The 16198-nt window shown below is 55.8% G+C and carries 16 protein-coding genes; 7 read left to right on the plus strand and 9 right to left on the minus strand.

Annotated elements, in window-relative coordinates; all coding sequences use genetic code 11:
* The first annotated feature begins 4 nt into the window (after positions 1-4).
* The 3 genes from N6P30_RS10290 to lpp all read left to right on the plus strand — a co-directional run bounded on the left by N6P30_RS10290 (position 5) and on the right by lpp (position 3486).
* Positions 5-1150 carry a trans-sulfuration enzyme family protein gene (locus N6P30_RS10290; RefSeq protein ID WP_023292647.1) on the plus strand — a complete coding sequence of 382 codons (1146 nt, stop codon included), beginning with the start codon at positions 5-7 and terminating at the stop codon, positions 1148-1150.
* A 377-nt stretch (positions 1151-1527) separates the two neighbouring features.
* Positions 1528-2940, plus strand: coding sequence for a pyruvate kinase PykF (gene pykF / locus N6P30_RS10295; RefSeq protein ID WP_008500621.1), 1413 nt, complete (start codon positions 1528-1530; stop codon positions 2938-2940).
* Positions 2941-3249: 309 nt separating this feature from the next.
* On the plus strand, positions 3250-3486 hold the full coding sequence (gene lpp, locus N6P30_RS10300) for a murein lipoprotein Lpp (protein WP_001082307.1): 237 nt from the start codon (positions 3250-3252) through the stop codon (positions 3484-3486).
* A 60-nt stretch (positions 3487-3546) separates the two neighbouring features.
* Here lpp and N6P30_RS10305 read toward each other — a convergent pair whose 3' ends face one another.
* The 9 genes from N6P30_RS10305 to N6P30_RS10345 form a co-directional block, all read right to left on the minus strand.
* Positions 3547-4560, minus strand: a complete 1014-nt coding sequence (locus N6P30_RS10305; protein WP_023292648.1) for a L,D-transpeptidase family protein — start codon at positions 4558-4560, stop codon at positions 3547-3549.
* A 97-nt stretch (positions 4561-4657) separates the two neighbouring features.
* Positions 4658-5074, minus strand: a complete 417-nt coding sequence (sufE, locus tag N6P30_RS10310) for a cysteine desulfuration protein SufE (RefSeq protein WP_008500626.1) — start codon at positions 5072-5074, stop codon at positions 4658-4660.
* Positions 5075-5088: 14 nt separating this feature from the next.
* A complete protein-coding gene (gene sufS, locus N6P30_RS10315; RefSeq protein WP_023292649.1) occupies positions 5089-6309 on the minus strand; it encodes a cysteine desulfurase SufS in 1221 nt (406 codons plus the stop codon).
* Entirely contained in the window at positions 6306-7577 is a 1272-nt protein-coding gene (gene sufD, locus N6P30_RS10320) for a Fe-S cluster assembly protein SufD (protein WP_023292650.1), read from the minus strand. The genes sufS and sufD overlap by 4 nt, the downstream gene beginning before the upstream one ends.
* The gene (gene sufC, locus N6P30_RS10325; RefSeq protein ID WP_008500629.1) at positions 7552-8298 is read right to left on the minus strand and encodes a Fe-S cluster assembly ATPase SufC; all 747 of its coding nucleotides are present in this window, start codon (positions 8296-8298) and stop codon (positions 7552-7554) included. The genes sufD and sufC overlap by 26 nt, the downstream gene beginning before the upstream one ends.
* Positions 8299-8307: 9 nt before the next feature.
* A complete protein-coding gene (sufB, locus tag N6P30_RS10330) occupies positions 8308-9798 on the minus strand; it encodes a Fe-S cluster assembly protein SufB (RefSeq protein ID WP_021241107.1) in 1491 nt (496 codons plus the stop codon).
* Between the two features lie 8 nt (positions 9799-9806).
* Positions 9807-10175 carry a Fe-S cluster assembly scaffold SufA gene (sufA, locus tag N6P30_RS10335; RefSeq protein ID WP_008500631.1) on the minus strand — a complete coding sequence of 123 codons (369 nt, stop codon included), beginning with the start codon at positions 10173-10175 and terminating at the stop codon, positions 9807-9809.
* Between the two features lie 313 nt (positions 10176-10488).
* Positions 10489-11217: a MerR family transcriptional regulator gene (locus N6P30_RS10340; RefSeq protein ID WP_008500632.1), complete on the minus strand. Its 729-nt coding sequence runs from the start codon at positions 11215-11217 to the stop codon at positions 10489-10491.
* 188 nt (positions 11218-11405) lie between these two features.
* A complete protein-coding gene (locus N6P30_RS10345; RefSeq protein WP_023292651.1) occupies positions 11406-12626 on the minus strand; it encodes a diguanylate phosphodiesterase in 1221 nt (406 codons plus the stop codon).
* Between the two features lie 340 nt (positions 12627-12966).
* Here N6P30_RS10345 and ycgZ point away from each other — a divergent pair, with 340 nt between their 5' ends.
* From ycgZ to fdhF, 4 genes are all read left to right on the plus strand, one after another.
* A complete protein-coding gene (gene ycgZ, locus N6P30_RS10350; RefSeq protein WP_008500634.1) occupies positions 12967-13206 on the plus strand; it encodes a regulatory protein YcgZ in 240 nt (79 codons plus the stop codon).
* 4 nt (positions 13207-13210) lie between these two features.
* Positions 13211-13531 (plus strand): hypothetical protein, encoded by a 321-nt coding sequence (locus N6P30_RS10355; RefSeq protein WP_021241105.1) that lies wholly within the window; start codon positions 13211-13213, stop codon positions 13529-13531.
* Between the two features lie 29 nt (positions 13532-13560).
* The gene (locus tag N6P30_RS10360; protein ID WP_008500635.1) at positions 13561-13839 is read left to right on the plus strand and encodes a biofilm/acid-resistance regulator YmgB/AriR; all 279 of its coding nucleotides are present in this window, start codon (positions 13561-13563) and stop codon (positions 13837-13839) included.
* Positions 13840-14028: 189 nt separating this feature from the next.
* Positions 14029-16179: a formate dehydrogenase subunit alpha gene (fdhF, locus tag N6P30_RS10365; protein ID WP_023292652.1), complete on the plus strand. Its 2151-nt coding sequence runs from the start codon at positions 14029-14031 to the stop codon at positions 16177-16179.
* The last annotated feature ends 19 nt before the right edge of the window (positions 16180-16198 follow it).

Raw genomic sequence — 16198 nt, forward strand, 5'->3', positions numbered from 1 at the left:
AATGATGAAAAATCTGGCCACCCTCAGCGTCCACAGCGGCGAATTTAACGACCAGCACGGCGCCGTTATGCCGCCAATTTATGCCACCTCGACGTTTGCGCAACCCGCGCCCGGGGAGCATACCGGCTATGAGTACTCCCGCAGCGGCAACCCTACCCGCCATGCGCTGGAAACGGCGATTGCCGAACTGGAAGGCGGCACGCGGGGCTACGCTTTTGCCTCCGGTCTGGCGGCCATCTCCACGGTGCTCGAACTGCTGGATAAAGACAGCCATATTGTCGCCATTGATGACGTTTACGGCGGGACGTACCGCCTGATTGAAAACGTGCGCAAGCGCAGCACCGGGCTGCAGGTCAGCTGGGTCAAACCGGACGACCTGGCCGGGCTCGCGGCCGCCATTCGCCCGGAAACGCGTATGGTCTGGGTCGAAACGCCAACCAACCCGCTGCTGAAGCTGGCGGATCTGGCGGCGATTGCGGCGATCGCTCGTCGCCATAACGTCATCAGCGTGGCGGATAACACCTTCGCGTCGCCGGTGATCCACCGTCCGCTGGAGTCCGGGTTCGATATCGTGGTGCACTCGGCCACTAAATACCTTAACGGCCACTCTGACGTCGTCGCCGGGCTGGCGGTGGTGGGCGATAACAAGGCGCTGGCGGACAAGCTCGGCTATCTGCAGAACGCGGTGGGCGGCGTTCTGGATCCGTTCAGCAGCTTCCTGACGCTGCGCGGTATTCGCACGCTCGCGCTGAGGGTCGAAAAGCACAGCACCAACGCGCTGGCGATTGCGCAATGGCTGGAGCAGCATCCGCTGGTCGAAAACGTGTACTATCCAGGACTGGAATCGCATCCGCAGTACCAGCTTGCCCGCACGCAGATGGCGCTGCCCGGTGGCATGATTTCCGTCGTGGTAAAAGGCGATGCGCAACGCGCCACCGAGGTGATTCGCAACCTGAAGTTGTTCACCCTTGCGGAAAGCCTGGGCGGCGTGGAAAGTCTGGTGAGCCAGCCTTACAGCATGACCCACGCCTCAATTCCGCTTGAGCAACGTCTTGCGAACGGCATTGTGCCGCAGCTGATCCGCCTGTCGGTGGGGATTGAAGATCCTAAAGACCTGATTGCCGACCTCAGCCAGGCGCTGCAAAAATAAGCAAAGTGCGGCAGGTCCCTCACCTGCCGCGATAAGTTGTCATCATGGCTTAACGCCTTGATAACAATATTATGTGAAACAGCACAGATTATTTCTGAAACACCGTTTCCATTTTCCTTTTATCTTAAAATCAGCGTATAATGCGCGCCTAATCCCTGGTGAATGGTTTCAGCGCTTGGAATACAAAAAACAACGTACAACTTCTCCTCTCCTTCGTTGGGCTGTCACTCAGGCACACTTTCTTCTGCACGCTCATTTGATGTCTCCTATCCTTAGTGCGTGTCATATACTCTTTTGCAACACAGGTTTGACTCCGCGGCGGTGCGCCCCCGGAGCGAGATTTCCATATCCTTCCCAACTTAAAGACTAAGACTGTCATGAAAAAGACGAAAATTGTTTGTACTATCGGCCCGAAAACCGAATCTGAAGAGATGCTGAGCAAAATGCTGGATGCCGGCATGAACGTGATGCGTCTGAACTTCTCCCACGGCGACTACGCAGAACACGGCCAGCGCATCCAGAACTTGCGCAACGTGATGAGCAAGACCGGTAAAAAAGCGGCCATCCTGCTGGATACCAAAGGTCCAGAAATCCGTACCATCAAGCTGGAAGGCGGTAACGACGTCTCTCTGAAAGCGGGCCAGACCTTCACCTTCACCACCGACAAATCCGTTATCGGCAACAGCGAAATCGTTGCAGTGACCTACGAAGGCTTCACCAGCGATCTGTCCGTTGGTAACACCGTGCTGGTTGACGATGGCCTGATCGGTATGGAAGTCACCGCTATCGAAGGCAACAAAGTTATCTGTAAAGTGCTGAACAACGGCGACCTGGGCGAAAACAAAGGCGTTAACCTGCCGGGCGTCTCCATCGCGCTGCCAGCCCTGGCTGAAAAAGACAAACAGGACCTGATCTTCGGCTGCGAGCAAGGCGTTGACTTCGTCGCGGCCTCCTTCATCCGTAAGCGTTCCGACGTGGTTGAAATCCGTGAGCACCTGAAAGCACACGGCGGCGAGAAGATCCAGATCATCTCCAAAATCGAAAACCAGGAAGGCCTGAACAACTTCGACGAAATCCTCGAAGCGTCTGACGGCATCATGGTTGCACGTGGTGACCTGGGCGTTGAAATCCCGGTTGAAGAAGTGATCTTCGCGCAGAAGATGATGATCGAGAAGTGTGTGCGCGCGCGTAAAGTGGTTATCACCGCCACGCAGATGCTGGACTCCATGATCAAAAACCCACGCCCAACCCGCGCTGAAGCAGGCGACGTGGCAAACGCCATCCTCGACGGTACTGATGCAGTAATGCTGTCCGGTGAATCCGCGAAAGGTAAATACCCGCTGGAAGCGGTCGGCATCATGGCGACCATCTGTGAACGTACTGACCGCGTGATGACCAGCCGTCTGGACTTCAATAACGACAGCCGCAAGCTGCGTATCACCGAAGCAGTATGCCGCGGTGCAGTAGAAACCGCTGAGAAACTGGAAGCCCCACTGATCGTGGTTGCTACTCAGGGCGGTAAATCTGCGCGCGCCGTGCGTAAATACTTCCCGGATGCGACCATCCTGGCCCTGACCACCAACGAAACCACCGCTCGTCAGTTGGTGCTGAGCAAAGGCGTCGTTGCGCACCTGGTTAAAGAGATCGCCTCTACTGACGATTTCTACATTCAGGGTAAAGCACTGGCTCTGGAAAGCGGTCTGGCACAGAAAGGCGACGTTGTGGTCATGGTTTCTGGCGCCCTGGTACCAAGCGGCACCACCAATACCGCATCTGTTCACGTGCTGTAATAATTCCCGAACGAATTAATTTGGATAAAAAGCGCCCATTGGGCGCTTTTTTTATTCCCGGCATTAGCCAAACGCATTCAAAATGCAAATCGGGTTTTTCTATTTAATTGCGAATTATCTAAGATGAATCCGATGATAAATGCCTTTTTTTCCTTAGATTTTTGCCCGAAAAGGGCTGATTCGGTGCTTCTTTGAGCGAACGATCAAAAATAGGTGTATTCCCATCAAAAAAATATTCTCAACCCAAAAAACTTTGTGTAATACTTGTAACGCTACATGGAGATTAACTCAATCTAGAGGGTATTAATAATGAATCGTACTAAACTGGTACTGGGCGCGGTAATCCTGGGTTCTACTCTGCTGGCTGGTTGCTCCAGCAACGCTAAAATCGATCAGCTGTCTTCTGACGTTCAGACTCTGAACGCTAAAGTTGACCAGCTGAGCAACGACGTGAACGCAATGCGTTCCGACGTTCAGGCTGCTAAAGACGACGCAGCTCGCGCTAACCAGCGTCTGGACAACCAGGCTACTAAATACCGTAAGTAATAGTACCTGTTAATAAAATGGCGCACATTGTGCGCCATTTTTTTTGCCTGCGTCAAACGCCTACTGCGTCACCCTCTCCCCTTCATTTTCCGCCACCGCAGCAGACACCCGGCTGTTCTGCACCGACAACACGCTATTGCTGGCTGACGGGCCGCTACCGGACGACACGATAACCGGGATCCCGGCACGACGTGACAGCGCTTTATCAATCAGCGCCTTATCGCTTCCTGCCTGAGAAACAAAGGCCGCAAAGTCGGCAGAATGGGTAATTGGCGAGACCTGCGGATTTTCCCCTTCTACCTGCGCCAGCGGACGGTGGACCTCAATATAGCGTTTACCATCCGGCTCCACGGAGAACTTCACGGGTTCATTGATAATCTGCACCCGCGTGCCCACCCGCACCTGTTCGAACAGCGCCTTAATGTCCGGGGCGTTCATCCGCATACAGCCAGAGCTGACACGCAGGCCAACGCTGTCCGGCGCGCTGGTGCCATGAATGAGATATTCCCCATTCCCCACGCCTAAACGCAGTGCGAAGCGTCCTAGCGGGTTATTTGGCCCGGCAGGGACCACCGGAGGCAGTTTAATGCCCTGCTCCAGAGAACGTGCTCGTATGCCCGGCGTGGGTGTCCAGGTGGGATTCGGGATCTTCTGGCTCACCCGCGTGGTCGTCACCGGCGTTTCCAGCCCCAGTTGCCCTATACCCAGAGGATAAACCTGAACAATATTTTGCCCCGGCGGGAAGTAGTAGAGCCGAAGCTCAGCAAGATTCACCACAATCCCCTCGCGGGGCGTATCCGGCAACAGCATTTGCGACGGAATGGTTATCACGGTGCCCGGCGCAGGGTTTACCGGCGCAATGGTATTGTTGGTTTCCAGGATCACCTGCGCCGCCGTATTAAACCGGCGGGCGATGGTCTGCAGCTTATTATCCCCTTCCTGTATCGTGTAGGTTTGATTTTGCCCAATCAGACGGCTGCCTGCGGGCGGCAACGGATAGTCCATCGCGCGGGCCGAATGAAGGGCGCCGAGCGAACTGAGGAGTAATAGAGTAATGAGAGACGCGCGCTTCATGCTGAGATTCCTTATTCACTGACAGAACGCCAGAAAGCTGAAAAACCAGCGAGGCGGGAACCACCTCGCGAAACAGAATGAATGCTGTTCTGTAAGTCTAGCTAAGGATTGCAGCTTTGGCGCGAATGGCGCGAATCATCGCTTCCAGTCCCTGAGAGCGGGACGGGGTGAGGTGTTGGGTTAAGGCCATTTTTTCAAACCACGGACGAACATCGAACGCGACGATATCCTGCGCCGACATCTGCTGGTAAAGGCTAAAGACGACCGCAATAAGCCCTTTTACAATGGCGGCATCGCTGTCGCCGCGCAATTCGATCGTGCCGTCATCCGACTGCGCCATCACAATCCACACCTGGCTCTGGCAGCCCTGAATACTGTTCTCAGGGCTGTGCGCCTCTTCACCGAGCGGCGGCAAACGCTGTCCCAGCTCGATGATATAGAGATACTTCTCTTCCCAGTTTGCGCAACGCGAGAAGTTGCGCAGTAATTTATCTTTGTCCGGCAGCTCTGCCATCTTTCGCCTCTCCGTTAGCCCAGCAGCTGATGAATGCGCTTCAGCCCCGCCACCAGCCTGTCGACCTCTTCCGTCGTGTTGTACATCACCAGCGATGCGCGGCACATTGCCGGTACCTGGTAAAACGCCATCAGCGGCATGGCGCAGTGGTGCCCGGTGCGGACCGCCACGCCGTAGTTATCGAGGAAGCTGCCCACGTCATAGGCGTGGTGTTTCCCAAGATTAAACGCGATTACCCCTTGCCGATCGGCAGGCCCGTAGAGGGTCAAATCCGGCACGCTGGCAAGCTCTGCAAGCGCGTAGTGCATCAGCAGCTGTTCATACTCCTGAATGGCATCAAGACCGATGGCAGAGACGTAAGAGACCGCCGCCCCCAGCCCGATAATGCCCCCGGTGTTGGGCGTGCCCGCCTCAAAACGCCACGGGGCGCGCGCGTAGGTCGTGCCTTCCGTCAGGCTGACGGTGGCGATCATTGACCCGCCCCCTTCCCACGGCGGCATCGCCTGCAGGATCTCTTCTTTCACATACAGCACGCCAATCCCGGTCGGCCCATAGAGCTTGTGGCCTGAAAAGACGTAGAAATCACAGTCCAGCGCCTGCACATCCACCGCGTGGTGCATTACCGCCTGGGCACCGTCAATCAGGACCTTTGCGCCCGCCTGATGGGCCTTCTCGACGATCTCTGCCACCGGGTTTTCGGTCCCCAGCACGTTGGAGACCTGGGTAACCGCCACCAGCCGCGTGCGGTCGTCCAGCAAGAGGTCAAGCTGCTCAAGCTGAAGCGTCCCGTCAGCGTTTAGCGGGATCACCCGCAGCTGCGCCCCTACGCGCTCGCAGAGCATCTGCCACGGCACGATATTGGCGTGGTGCTCCATCTGGGTGATGATGATGTTATCCCCCGCGTGGACCTGCGCGTTGCCCCAGCTGTTAGCGACAAGGTTGATCCCTTCGGTGGTCCCGCGAACAAAGACCAGTTCTTCCGGCGAGCGGGCGTTAAGGAAGGCGGCAAGCTGCGTGCGCACGTTTTCCATCCGCTGGGTCGCCTCGGCGCTCAGGGTGTGAATACCGCGATGCACGGCGGCATAGCCGTGGCGATAGAACTCGGCTTCGGCATCCACCACCTGATTCGGCTTCTGCGCGCTGGCCGCGCTGTCCAGGTAGGCCAGCGGCAGACCGTTTACTTCACGGGTCAGAACCGGGAAATCTGCCCGTACTTTTTCGACGGGAAAACTCATGCTTCGCCTCCAGGCAGGCGCTGACCGATCCGATCCAGCACCTGCAGTTTTAACTGACCATCGTGCAGCGCTTCCGTCAGTTCGGCGGCAAACGCGAAGATAATCATTTTCTGCGCCGCCTGCTGGTCGATGCCGCGCGAGCGCAGGTAGAACATCTGCTCGTCGTCGATTCGCCCGACCGTCGCACCGTGGCTGCATTTCACGTCATCCGCGTAGATCTCCAGCTGCGGCTTGGTGTCCACCTCTGCCAGGCGACCTAACAGCAGATTGTTGTTGGTCATCTGCCCGTCGGTTTTAATGGCGTGCTGCGCCACGTTAATCAGGCCGTTAAACACCGCGCGCCCTTTATCACTGACGATGGTTTTGTGCAGCTGGCGGCTGTTGCAGTAGCCTTTGTTGTGCTCCAGCCAGGTGCGCGTGTCACACACTTCCGATTTAACCGGCATCGCCAGGCTGTTGATGCGCAGCGTGGTGTTTTCACCGTTGAGCTGCGTGCTGGTGTTGTGGCGCAGCACCGCCCCGCCGAGCAGGAAGCTGTGGCTGTACGCGGCGGCATCCTGTCCCAGGACAATGTCGTTATGGGCAAAGTGGTGGCTCTGCGCATTCTCAAACGCCAGCTTGATGTGGTGTAGCTGGGCATTCGCCGCCACGTTCATCGTCAGTCGCGACCCGGTAAAGTGACGCGTCTCATTGAGGCTGACGTAGTGTTCGATGACCGTGGCCTCCGCCCCCTCCGCCAGCTCAAGATGGTGGCGATAGTGCGCGGTATTGATTTCGGCGCCGTCCAGACCCTGAGTGATGTGCATCAGCAGCAGCGGTTTGGCCGGACGCTGGTTACGCTTCACGCCGATATGCGTCACGCTGCGGGCCAGGCTTTCGGTCAGGTGCAGAAAGACCTCAGGCTGAACCGGGGCGTTCAGGCGCTGGCGATCGTCGTTTATCTCAATCTCAAATCCGCTCTCCTGGAGCGTGTCGCTCAGCTCAGGGCGGAACTGACCGTCGACAAACACCAGGCGCACGGCATCCACGCCCACTGCCAGCGCGTCACGCTGTGCAGGCGTGAGATACGCCAGGCGGGTCACAAACTCGGCGTTCAGCAAGCCATCAAGCGGGGTGTACTTCCAGTTCTCATGCTTACGCGTCGGCAGGCCAAGACGCAGCATCTGCTGCAGATGCTGTTGCGCCTGCTCGGAGCGCGTGCCGCCCTGGGCTTCAAACAGCCGGTGCCACTGCTGGAGCGCATTACTGCTGTTCGGTAAGCCAGCCATAACCCTGCTCCTCCAGTTGTTTAACCAGCGTAAAATCACCGGATTTCACAATGCGCCCCTGGTAAAGCACGTGGACGTAATCCGGCTTGATGTAGTCCAGAATGCGCTGGTAGTGGGTGACGATAATAAACGAGCGCTTGCCGTCGCGCAGGGCGTTCACCCCGTCAGCGACAATCTTCAGGGCGTCGATATCCAGACCGGAGTCGGTCTCATCCAGAATGCACAGCTCGGGCTCCAGCACCGCCATCTGCAGAATGTCGTTACGCTTTTTCTCGCCGCCGGAAAAACCGACGTTCACCGAGCGGGTGAGCAAATCTTCCGGCATTTTCAGCAGCTTGATTTTCTCTTCCATTAAATCCTGGAAGTCGAAGCGGTCGAGCGCCTCCAGCCCTCGGTATTTCCGCACCGCGTTGAGCGCGGTTTGCAGGAAGAACTGGTTGCTGACGCCGGGGATTTCTACCGGATACTGGAAGGCCATAAAGATGCCCTCGCCCGCGCGGTCTTCCGGCGACATCTCCAGCAGATCTTTGCCGTTAAATTCGACCGAGCCGTGGGTCACCTCATAATCTTCGCGTCCCGCCAGCGTCGCAGAAAGCGTACTTTTCCCGGAACCGTTCGGCCCCATGATGGCGTGGACTTCGCCCGGCTTGACGTCAAAATTGAGGCCACGCAGGATGGCTTTATCTTCTACGCTGACCTGTAAATCTTTAATGCTTAACATGTGCTTTCCTTAACCGACGCTGTGTTCAAGACTGATGGCGAGGAGTTTCTGGGCTTCAACGGCAAATTCCAGCGGCAGTTCAGAGAACACGTCCTTACAGAAGCCGTTGACGATCATCGAGATGGCATCCTCTTCGCTGATCCCGCGCTGCAGGCAGTAGAAGAGCTGATCTTCCCCAATCCGTGACGTGGTCGCCTCGTGCTCCAGCTGGGCCGTGTTATTACGGCATTCGACGTATGGGAAGGTATGCGCCCCGCAGTCAGCGCCAATCAGCATCGAGTCACACTGGGTGAAGTTTCGCGCATTGGTCGCCGTCGGCATGATTTTCACCAGCCCGCGATAGCTGTTCTGACTGTGTCCGGCGGAAATCCCTTTCGAGATAATGGTCGATTTGGTGTTTTTACCAATGTGGATCATCTTGGTGCCGGTGTCCGCCTGCTGATGGCCGCTGGTGAGCGCCACCGAGTAAAACTCGCCGATGGAGTTATCCCCGCGCAGGATGCAGCTCGGGTATTTCCAGGTGATGGCCGAACCGGTTTCGGACTGGGTCCACGACATCTTGCTGTTTTCGCCTTCGCACAGCGCACGCTTGGTCACGAAGTTCAGGATGCCGCCGGTATTGCCGTCGCCCGGGAACCAGTTTTGCACCGTCGAGTATTTCACCTCGGCGTCTTTATGGATGATGACCTCCACCACCGCCGCGTGCAGCTGATAGCTGTCGCGCACAGGAGCGGAACACCCTTCGATGTAGCTGACGTAGCTGCCTTCATCCGCGACCAGAATGGTACGTTCGAACTGGCCGGTTTTTTCGGCATTAATGCGGAAATAGGTGGAAAGCTCCATCGGACAGCGCACGCCTTTCGGCACGTAAATAAAGGTGCCGTCCGAGGCCACCGCCGCGTTAAGCGCCGCAAAGAAGTTGTCGTTAGAGGGCACCACGGTTCCGATGTACTTTTTCACCAGTTCAGGATGATCGTGAATCGCTTCGCCGAAGGAGCAGAAAATGATCCCCTGCTCTGCCAGCTTCTCGCGGTAGGTGGTGGCCACCGAGACGGAGTCAAAAATGGCGTCCACCGCCACCTCTTTTCCTTCGCGCACCGGTACGCCCAGCTGGTTAAACGCCTCTTCTACCTCTTTGCTGAGGAAACTGTTCTCCGCTCCGGTTTGCTGCACCGCGCCGGGCTGCGAGGCGCAGGTGTCATCACAGCTGCCGCAGGAGGGCGCGGAGTAGTAGCTGTAGTCCTGATAGTTCAGCTTGTCATAATGCGCTTTCAGCCAGTGCGGCTCTTCCATCTCCAGCCAGGCGCGGTAGGCGCTCAGGCGAAACTCCAGCATCCACTCGGGCTCGTTACGTTTCGCCGAGATCGCCCGCACGACATCTTCATTGATGCCTTTTGCCAGCTCATCGGTCTGCAGCTGGGTGAAGAACCCCTCTTTATAGTTGAGGTGCCCGCCGCTCCAGGTATTTACTTCACTCGTTGCTTCAGTATTACGAGACATAGTTCCGCCTATACCCCAAAGCTTTCGCCGCAGCCGCATTCGTTCTGGGCTTTCGGGTTATGAAATTTGAATAACTGGTTTAAGCCTTCGCGGACGTAGTCCACTTCGGTGCCGTCGATAAAGGGCATGGCCTGCAGCGCGACGTACAGTTTTGCGCCGTCGGTCTCGAACACCAGGTCATCTTTCTCGGGTTCGGTGACGGTATCAAGCACGTAACCGAAACCTGCGCAGCCGGTCTGTTTGACACCTAAACGCACGCCAAGGATCTCGGGCTTTTTCGCCACCAGCTCGTGAATATGTGCCGCCGCAGCCGGCGTGAGCGTTAACCCGCGCCAGGCGAAATCGGCAGGATTAAAGGTTTCTGAATGCAGTTCCATAGGTCCACCTCATCTGATAAGCCATCAGGGCATAACACCATGTTAGTGATAACGATTATCACTTCAACCCTCTGTCAGCAGGGGCATTCGGCTAAACCGCCCTTTTTGCCTACTTTTATTAAGCATAGACCCTGTGGCAGGATGCAGGCAGGATGGATTTAATTGTTCAATACATTGATTAATAATGCATTTCGTTGTGGCATTTTGGCAGGAGAGGAGAAACGTAAAATATGCATTGGAAATGCCTATTTTTGAGATAGCTTTTGCGTGGAAAGTGACAAAAATAAAAAAAGGCCCTCAAGGCCTCTTACACTTAATGATGAAATGAGACAGCAAACCCCTGTTCACGCCAGTGGTCGAGCTGTTCCTGCTGTCGAGGCGTTGGGGATTTCCCCGTCCAGACGAAGATTTTTTGTCCCGGGAACAGTTCAGGACGCGGCGAATCAATCGGTTCTGCCAGGACGTCAATGTGCCAGCCCTTCTGCGCCAAGCGCGCGGCTTCGAGCCACAGATGGGTGCGGTCATCGCACTCCCAGCCGATCAGGAGAGCGTCTTTACCGGCTTTCTTACGGGACTCCGCCAGGCTTGCAATCGCGAATTCAATCAGGACTCCGTCTAACAGGCTCGCCATGTGTCGCACGGTATTTTGGTCCTGGTTCATCCGCTGCCGGACGGGAGAAATGATATTGTCAATCAGGGAATCTATCGGGTGATCGCGGCGGAACTCGCCAATTTTGGCGCGCAGCTTTGCCGGGCTGGCGTAGCGCAGAACGGTCATCATCTCTTCCTGGAACGAGACCCAGTTGCCCTGAGTCAACACTTCCTTGTTTTCCAGCAAGGCTTTTACTTTCCCGACCGAAACGCCGCTCTTCATCAGGCGTTTGATCTCTTCTATACGCAGGATATCTTCATCGTCAAACTGACGATGGCCCCCTTCGCTGCGCTGCGGCTTCAACAATCCATAACGGCGCTGCCAGGCACGCAGCGTAACGGGGTTGATACCGCATCGTTCGGCCACTTCGCCGATACTGTAATAGGCCATTAACTCCCTCACGCTCAGAACTTCCATACCTAACTGCACCAACCTTATCAGATTGTACAAACCATTTGTATAACTAAGACCGCATTTTGAACGGGTGAATGGCTTACCACCCCATCCACCTGTTAATACATTGTTGTATAAAATTTACCGTTCGTACAGTAACGTCTGCCAGATTGTGTACAGCTTTATCACAATTCGAACTTTTTCTCCGGCCAGGCAATGGCTGGAATCCCGCCGTGCCGGGGGCTGGCAAAAAGATGCCCCTGGAACTGGGAAATTCCCGCAGATTCCAGCCACATCCACTCTTCTGCCTTCTCTACCCCCACCGCGCAGAACTGGATTTCAAGCGAGGAACAGCATTTGATGATCGCCTGAATGATGGCCTGTCGGGGGCCACTTTTATGCACGTTCGCGACCAGATCGCGATTAATCTTAATTCTGTCAGGCTGGAAGTGGGCCAGCAGCTGCAGCCCGGCAAAACCGGCACCAAAGTGATCGATCGTCACGCTGATACCCGCGCTTTTTAACTGCCTGACCGAATCCGTGAATTCATCAAAACGGGAAATGGCTTCGCTCTCGGTGAACTCCACCACGATTTGCTCAGGTACAAAACCGTTTGCTTCAATCGCGGTGAGCAGAAAATCCACGGCGTTGGGAATGTTAACCAGCGTCATAGGCAGCAGGTTCAGGGATAACGTCTGGTCCTGTAACCCCAGCGCGCTGGCCATAGACAGAGCCACCTGCTTGCTCTGCAAATCAGAGGTGTACACTTCCTCCTGCGGAAGGCTGGCGAAATAGGCCCCCGGCGAGTCGCCGGACGGGGTGCGGAGAAGCGCCTCCCAGGAGACAACCTGCTGCATAAACGGATCGACTATCGGCTGGAACGCGAAGCTGCAATCCGCCCCTTTCGCGACCACCTCAGGCTGCGCGGACAAGCGCGTCTCTTCGCGAACGAATTCCCATGAGTCCGCAGGCGGCAGTTCAAAATAGTTCGCTTTTTCCGTGGCCTCGACAAAGGTGCGGAAAAACTGCAGAGGGCGGTCGTTATACGTCAGCTGGTAGCGTGTCGTCCCCTTGTCGAGCACCTGCTGCAGTACCTCGTCCCTGTCGAAGTGGCGCAAATCAAAAAGCTCCATACCCACGTTGCCAAAACGCCGGACAGGGCCGTGATCGCGCATCAACTCGACTACGTTATGGTGGCGCGGGTCGTTGCAGATCTGCTCATAGATAGCCGAAACGTGCTCCACCGGCCCTTCCAGCAGTTGAAAAAAATGTGTGCCGTTAAACAGCAGGATCCCCGTGACATTGGATTGCCGATTTTTACGATTTGCAGCAGCGACCATTGCTTCCAGCGCTTTCACTGGAACGTCCTCGCAGATATGACTGCGGTAAATGATGGTTGTGAGCATGCTATTCCTGGGAGGTTAGGGTTTTGGCCACAAAAGACGTGGGGAATGTTCATTTATAGCACATTAATTGCCTGACAAATAATTTACATCTCAACCATTTACGGCAGTTAATGAGACCGTTTGACTCGGCTGTACAACTTACCAGCACCTGCGCTTTTTGTACAATATATCCTGCACTCACCCCCCATCACAACGCCAACCCAACGTAATGAAAAATAAATGATTTATAAAATATATCGTAAAAAATCTAAAAATCTGTACATTTTAGATGTACAGATTTGGAAATTGTGTATACCTTAAATGTAACGTTACTGATTACAAAATTTTACAGGAGCGAAACATGCAGCAGAAAGGTTACGTCGCAGATTCCGCAGCAGCAATCGCACAGTACTTCGAAAAAGCCGCGCTTCCGACCCAACAGGAAACGCTGGGCCAGGTGGTTGTTGAAATTCTCAGCGACGGGCGAAACCTTAATCGCAAATCGCTTTGTACAAAATTGCTCAGCCGCCTCGAAAAGGCCGATGGGCCGGAAGAGGAAGAGCATTACCACATGCTGCTTGGTCTGCTCTTCGAACGGTAAGGATATGAATCGCAGTAACGCAGACCGACTGATAGACCAGCTTATCGGTGAAGCCGTTCTCTCTCTTCTGAAAGAGCGGGGGCCGGTGACAACAGAAGGCTTGCTACAGCGTCTGCGGGTCATGAAAGAACATGAAAAGGATCCCCAGCGGCGGGAGACACTTGCGATGGTGATTGCCGAGATCGGCTCAAACAGCATCGCCTTTACACGTCGCAGAACCGCGCAAGGACGAACAAAAAGAGAGGGATCTCTCAACGATAACCGAGACAATGTAGTGCCGTTATTTGGAAGTGGAAAACCGTCCGATCCCAAAAAAATACATTGACTGCAATTTAACAGCTACGGTGAGAACAAATGAGACAAAATATTCAGCTTCAACCCGAATATCACTCTGCTTTTTTAGACAGTGCGCTGGCGGAGTATTTCCGCCATGCAGGCGATCGTTTTGCTGAAGAGTCCGCTATTTTTTCTACTGCAGTACGCTGTGTTCTGGCCTCCGAAGGTCATCTTTCCAATAAAGCGATCATCCTCTGGCTCATTCAGACGCTGGAATCCACCAACGACGTGGTTCAGGCGGATGTGATTCGTAAGACGCTGGAAATCGTGGTGGGTTACACCATGGACGATCTCTGAGTTCCTGCTCGCCGCGCCCCCTAACGTGTCATCGTCAAAACTGACGATCGGCCTGACGATGACACGTGCCCTCCCCCATAACACCCTGTAATACACGCAAAGCCAACCTGGCACGCTTCCTGCTTATCTCCGCATACGGGACTGGTTTTCCAGTCAACTTTGCTTCATTTCTTAACAGGTCTGTTATTGATGAAAAAGATCGCCAGCGTCTGCCCGTACTGCGGTGCAGGCTGTAAATTGAACCTTGTCGTTGAAAATAACCGTATCATCCGTGCCGAAGCGGCAGAGGGGGTCACAAACCAGGGCACCTTATGTCTGAAAGGGTTTTACGGCTGGGACTTCCTCAACGACACCCGTCTTCTCACCCCCCGCCTTAACCAGCCCATGATCCGCTACCGCAAAGGCGAAGCCTTCACCCCCGTTACCTGGGAAGAGGCGATCCGCTACACCGCCCACAGGCTCAGCAGCATTAAAGCGCAGCACGGGCCGCGGTCGATCATGACCACCGGCTCCTCTCGCGGCACCGGCAATGAAACCAACTACGTGATGCAAAAGTTTGCCCGCGCGGTGCTGAACACCAACAACGTGGACTGCTGCGCGCGCGTCTGTCATGGCCCGTCCGTGGCGGGTTTACAGGAAACGCTCGGCAACGGCGCGATGAGCAACTCCATTAACGATATTGAAAACTCAAAATGCCTGCTGGTGTTTGGCTATAACTGCGCGGACTCCCACCCTATCGTTGCCCGCCGCGTGCTGAAAGCGCGTGAAAACGGCGCAAAAATTATTGTCTGCGATCCGCGCCGTATTGAAACGGCGCGTATTGCCGACCAACATCTTCAGCTGAATAACGGCAGCAACATGGCGCTGGTGAACGCCTTTGGCTATGTGCTGCTGGAAGAGGAGCTGTACGACAAAAGCTACGTGGCGCGCTTTACGGAAGGGCTTGAGGCCTACCGGCAAACGGTAAAAGACTATGCGCCTGAGAAGGTCGATCATCTTACCGGCATCCCCGCCCGTGATGTCCGCCAGGCGATGCGCACGTTCGCGGCGGCTCCTTCTGCTACCGTGATGTGGGGAATGGGCGTGACCCAGTTTGGTCAGGCCGTTGATGTGGTCAAAGGGCTTTCCAGCCTGGCGCTGCTGACCGGGAATCTCGGTCGCCCCGCCGTCGGCGTCGGACCGGTGCGCGGTCAGAACAACGTCCAGGGTGCCTGCGATATGGGCGTACTGCCGAATATGTTCCCCGGCTATCAGGATGTGACCGACCCGGCGGTCCGGCAGAAGTTCGCCGATGCCTGGGGTATTGATGTCAATAAAATGGACGATCGCGTCGGGACGCGCATTACCGAAGTGCCGCATCTTACGCTGGAAGGCAAGGTCAAAGCCTATTACATCATGGGAGAAGATCCGCTCCAGACGGAAGCCGATCTCAGCCTGGTGCGCAGCGGTTTTGAAGCGCTCGATTTTGTCGTGGTTCAGGACATCTTTATGACCAAAACGGCAGAGGTGGCGGACGTTCTGCTTCCGGCTACCTCATGGGGTGAACACGGCGGCGTCTTTACCTGTGCCGATCGCGGCTTCCAGCGTTTTGGCAAAGCCATTGAAGCCAGCGGCAACGTGAAGCGCGACTGGGAGATCATCAGCCTGCTCGCCACCGAGATGGGCTACCCGATGCATTATGACTCCAACCAGCAGATCTGGGACGAGATGCGCGAGCTGTGCCCGCTCTTCTACGGCGTGACGTATGAAAAAATGGGCGAGATGGGTCACGTTCAATGGCCGTGCCCGACGCTGGATCATCCCGGTACGCCGTACCTGTACAAAGATAATCAGTTCGATACCCCGAGCGGTAAAGGGCAGCTCTTTGCCGCACCGTGGCGCGCGCCGGCGGAAACTCCGGATGCGGATTTCCCGCTGGTGCTCTGTACGGTCCGCGAGGTGGGCCACTACTCCTGCCGCTCCATGACCGGGAACTGTGCCGCGCTGCAAAGCCTGGCCGACGAGCCGGGCCGGGTGCAAATGAACCCTGCCGATGCGGACAAGCTGGGCATTACCGACGGACAGCTGGTCTGGGTGCGCTCCCGCCGGGGGAAAGTAATTTCCCGCGCCAGCATCAGCGAGCGCATCAACGCCGGGGCCGTCTATATGACCTATCAGTGGTGGATTGGCGCCTGCAACGAGCTGACCCAGGACAACCTCGATCCCATCTCCAAAACCCCGGAAACGAAGTACTGCGCGGTGCAGCTGGAGGCCATTGAGGACCAGCGCTGGGCGGAGGACTATGCCGCGTCGGCGTATCAGTCCATGAAGTCGCGGCTAATTAGCGCGGTGAATGTGTAAGGAAAAAGAGGCTCACGCG

The sequence above is a fragment of the Enterobacter sp. PL1 genome (assembly GCF_945957325.1).
GTDB lineage: Bacteria > Pseudomonadota > Gammaproteobacteria > Enterobacterales > Enterobacteriaceae > Enterobacter > Enterobacter roggenkampii.

What these genes read in the sequence shown, in the direction of transcription:
- sufC (WP_008500629.1), bottom strand. Translation starts at nt 8,298, where the DNA reads ATGTTAAGCATTAAAGATTTACAGGTCAGCGTAGAAGATAAAGCCATC.
- pykF (WP_008500621.1), top strand. Translation starts at nt 1,528, where the DNA reads ATGAAAAAGACGAAAATTGTTTGTACTATCGGCCCGAAAACCGAATCT.
- sufB (WP_021241107.1), bottom strand. Translation starts at nt 9,798, where the DNA reads ATGTCTCGTAATACTGAAGCAACGAGTGAAGTAAATACCTGGAGCGGC.
- N6P30_RS10340 (WP_008500632.1), bottom strand. Translation starts at nt 11,217, where the DNA reads ATGGCCTATTACAGTATCGGCGAAGTGGCCGAACGATGCGGTATCAAC.
- sufE (WP_008500626.1), bottom strand. Translation starts at nt 5,074, where the DNA reads ATGGCAGAGCTGCCGGACAAAGATAAATTACTGCGCAACTTCTCGCGT.
- fdhF (WP_023292652.1), top strand. Translation starts at nt 14,029, where the DNA reads ATGAAAAAGATCGCCAGCGTCTGCCCGTACTGCGGTGCAGGCTGTAAA.
- N6P30_RS10345 (WP_023292651.1), bottom strand. Translation starts at nt 12,626, where the DNA reads ATGCTCACAACCATCATTTACCGCAGTCATATCTGCGAGGACGTTCCA.
- lpp (WP_001082307.1), top strand. Translation starts at nt 3,250, where the DNA reads ATGAATCGTACTAAACTGGTACTGGGCGCGGTAATCCTGGGTTCTACT.
- N6P30_RS10290 (WP_023292647.1), top strand. Translation starts at nt 5, where the DNA reads ATGAAAAATCTGGCCACCCTCAGCGTCCACAGCGGCGAATTTAACGAC.
- ycgZ (WP_008500634.1), top strand. Translation starts at nt 12,967, where the DNA reads ATGCAGCAGAAAGGTTACGTCGCAGATTCCGCAGCAGCAATCGCACAG.
- N6P30_RS10305 (WP_023292648.1), bottom strand. Translation starts at nt 4,560, where the DNA reads ATGAAGCGCGCGTCTCTCATTACTCTATTACTCCTCAGTTCGCTCGGC.
- sufD (WP_023292650.1), bottom strand. Translation starts at nt 7,577, where the DNA reads ATGGCTGGCTTACCGAACAGCAGTAATGCGCTCCAGCAGTGGCACCGG.
- sufA (WP_008500631.1), bottom strand. Translation starts at nt 10,175, where the DNA reads ATGGAACTGCATTCAGAAACCTTTAATCCTGCCGATTTCGCCTGGCGC.
- sufS (WP_023292649.1), bottom strand. Translation starts at nt 6,309, where the DNA reads ATGAGTTTTCCCGTCGAAAAAGTACGGGCAGATTTCCCGGTTCTGACC.
- N6P30_RS10360 (WP_008500635.1), top strand. Translation starts at nt 13,561, where the DNA reads ATGAGACAAAATATTCAGCTTCAACCCGAATATCACTCTGCTTTTTTA.
- N6P30_RS10355 (WP_021241105.1), top strand. Translation starts at nt 13,211, where the DNA reads ATGAATCGCAGTAACGCAGACCGACTGATAGACCAGCTTATCGGTGAA.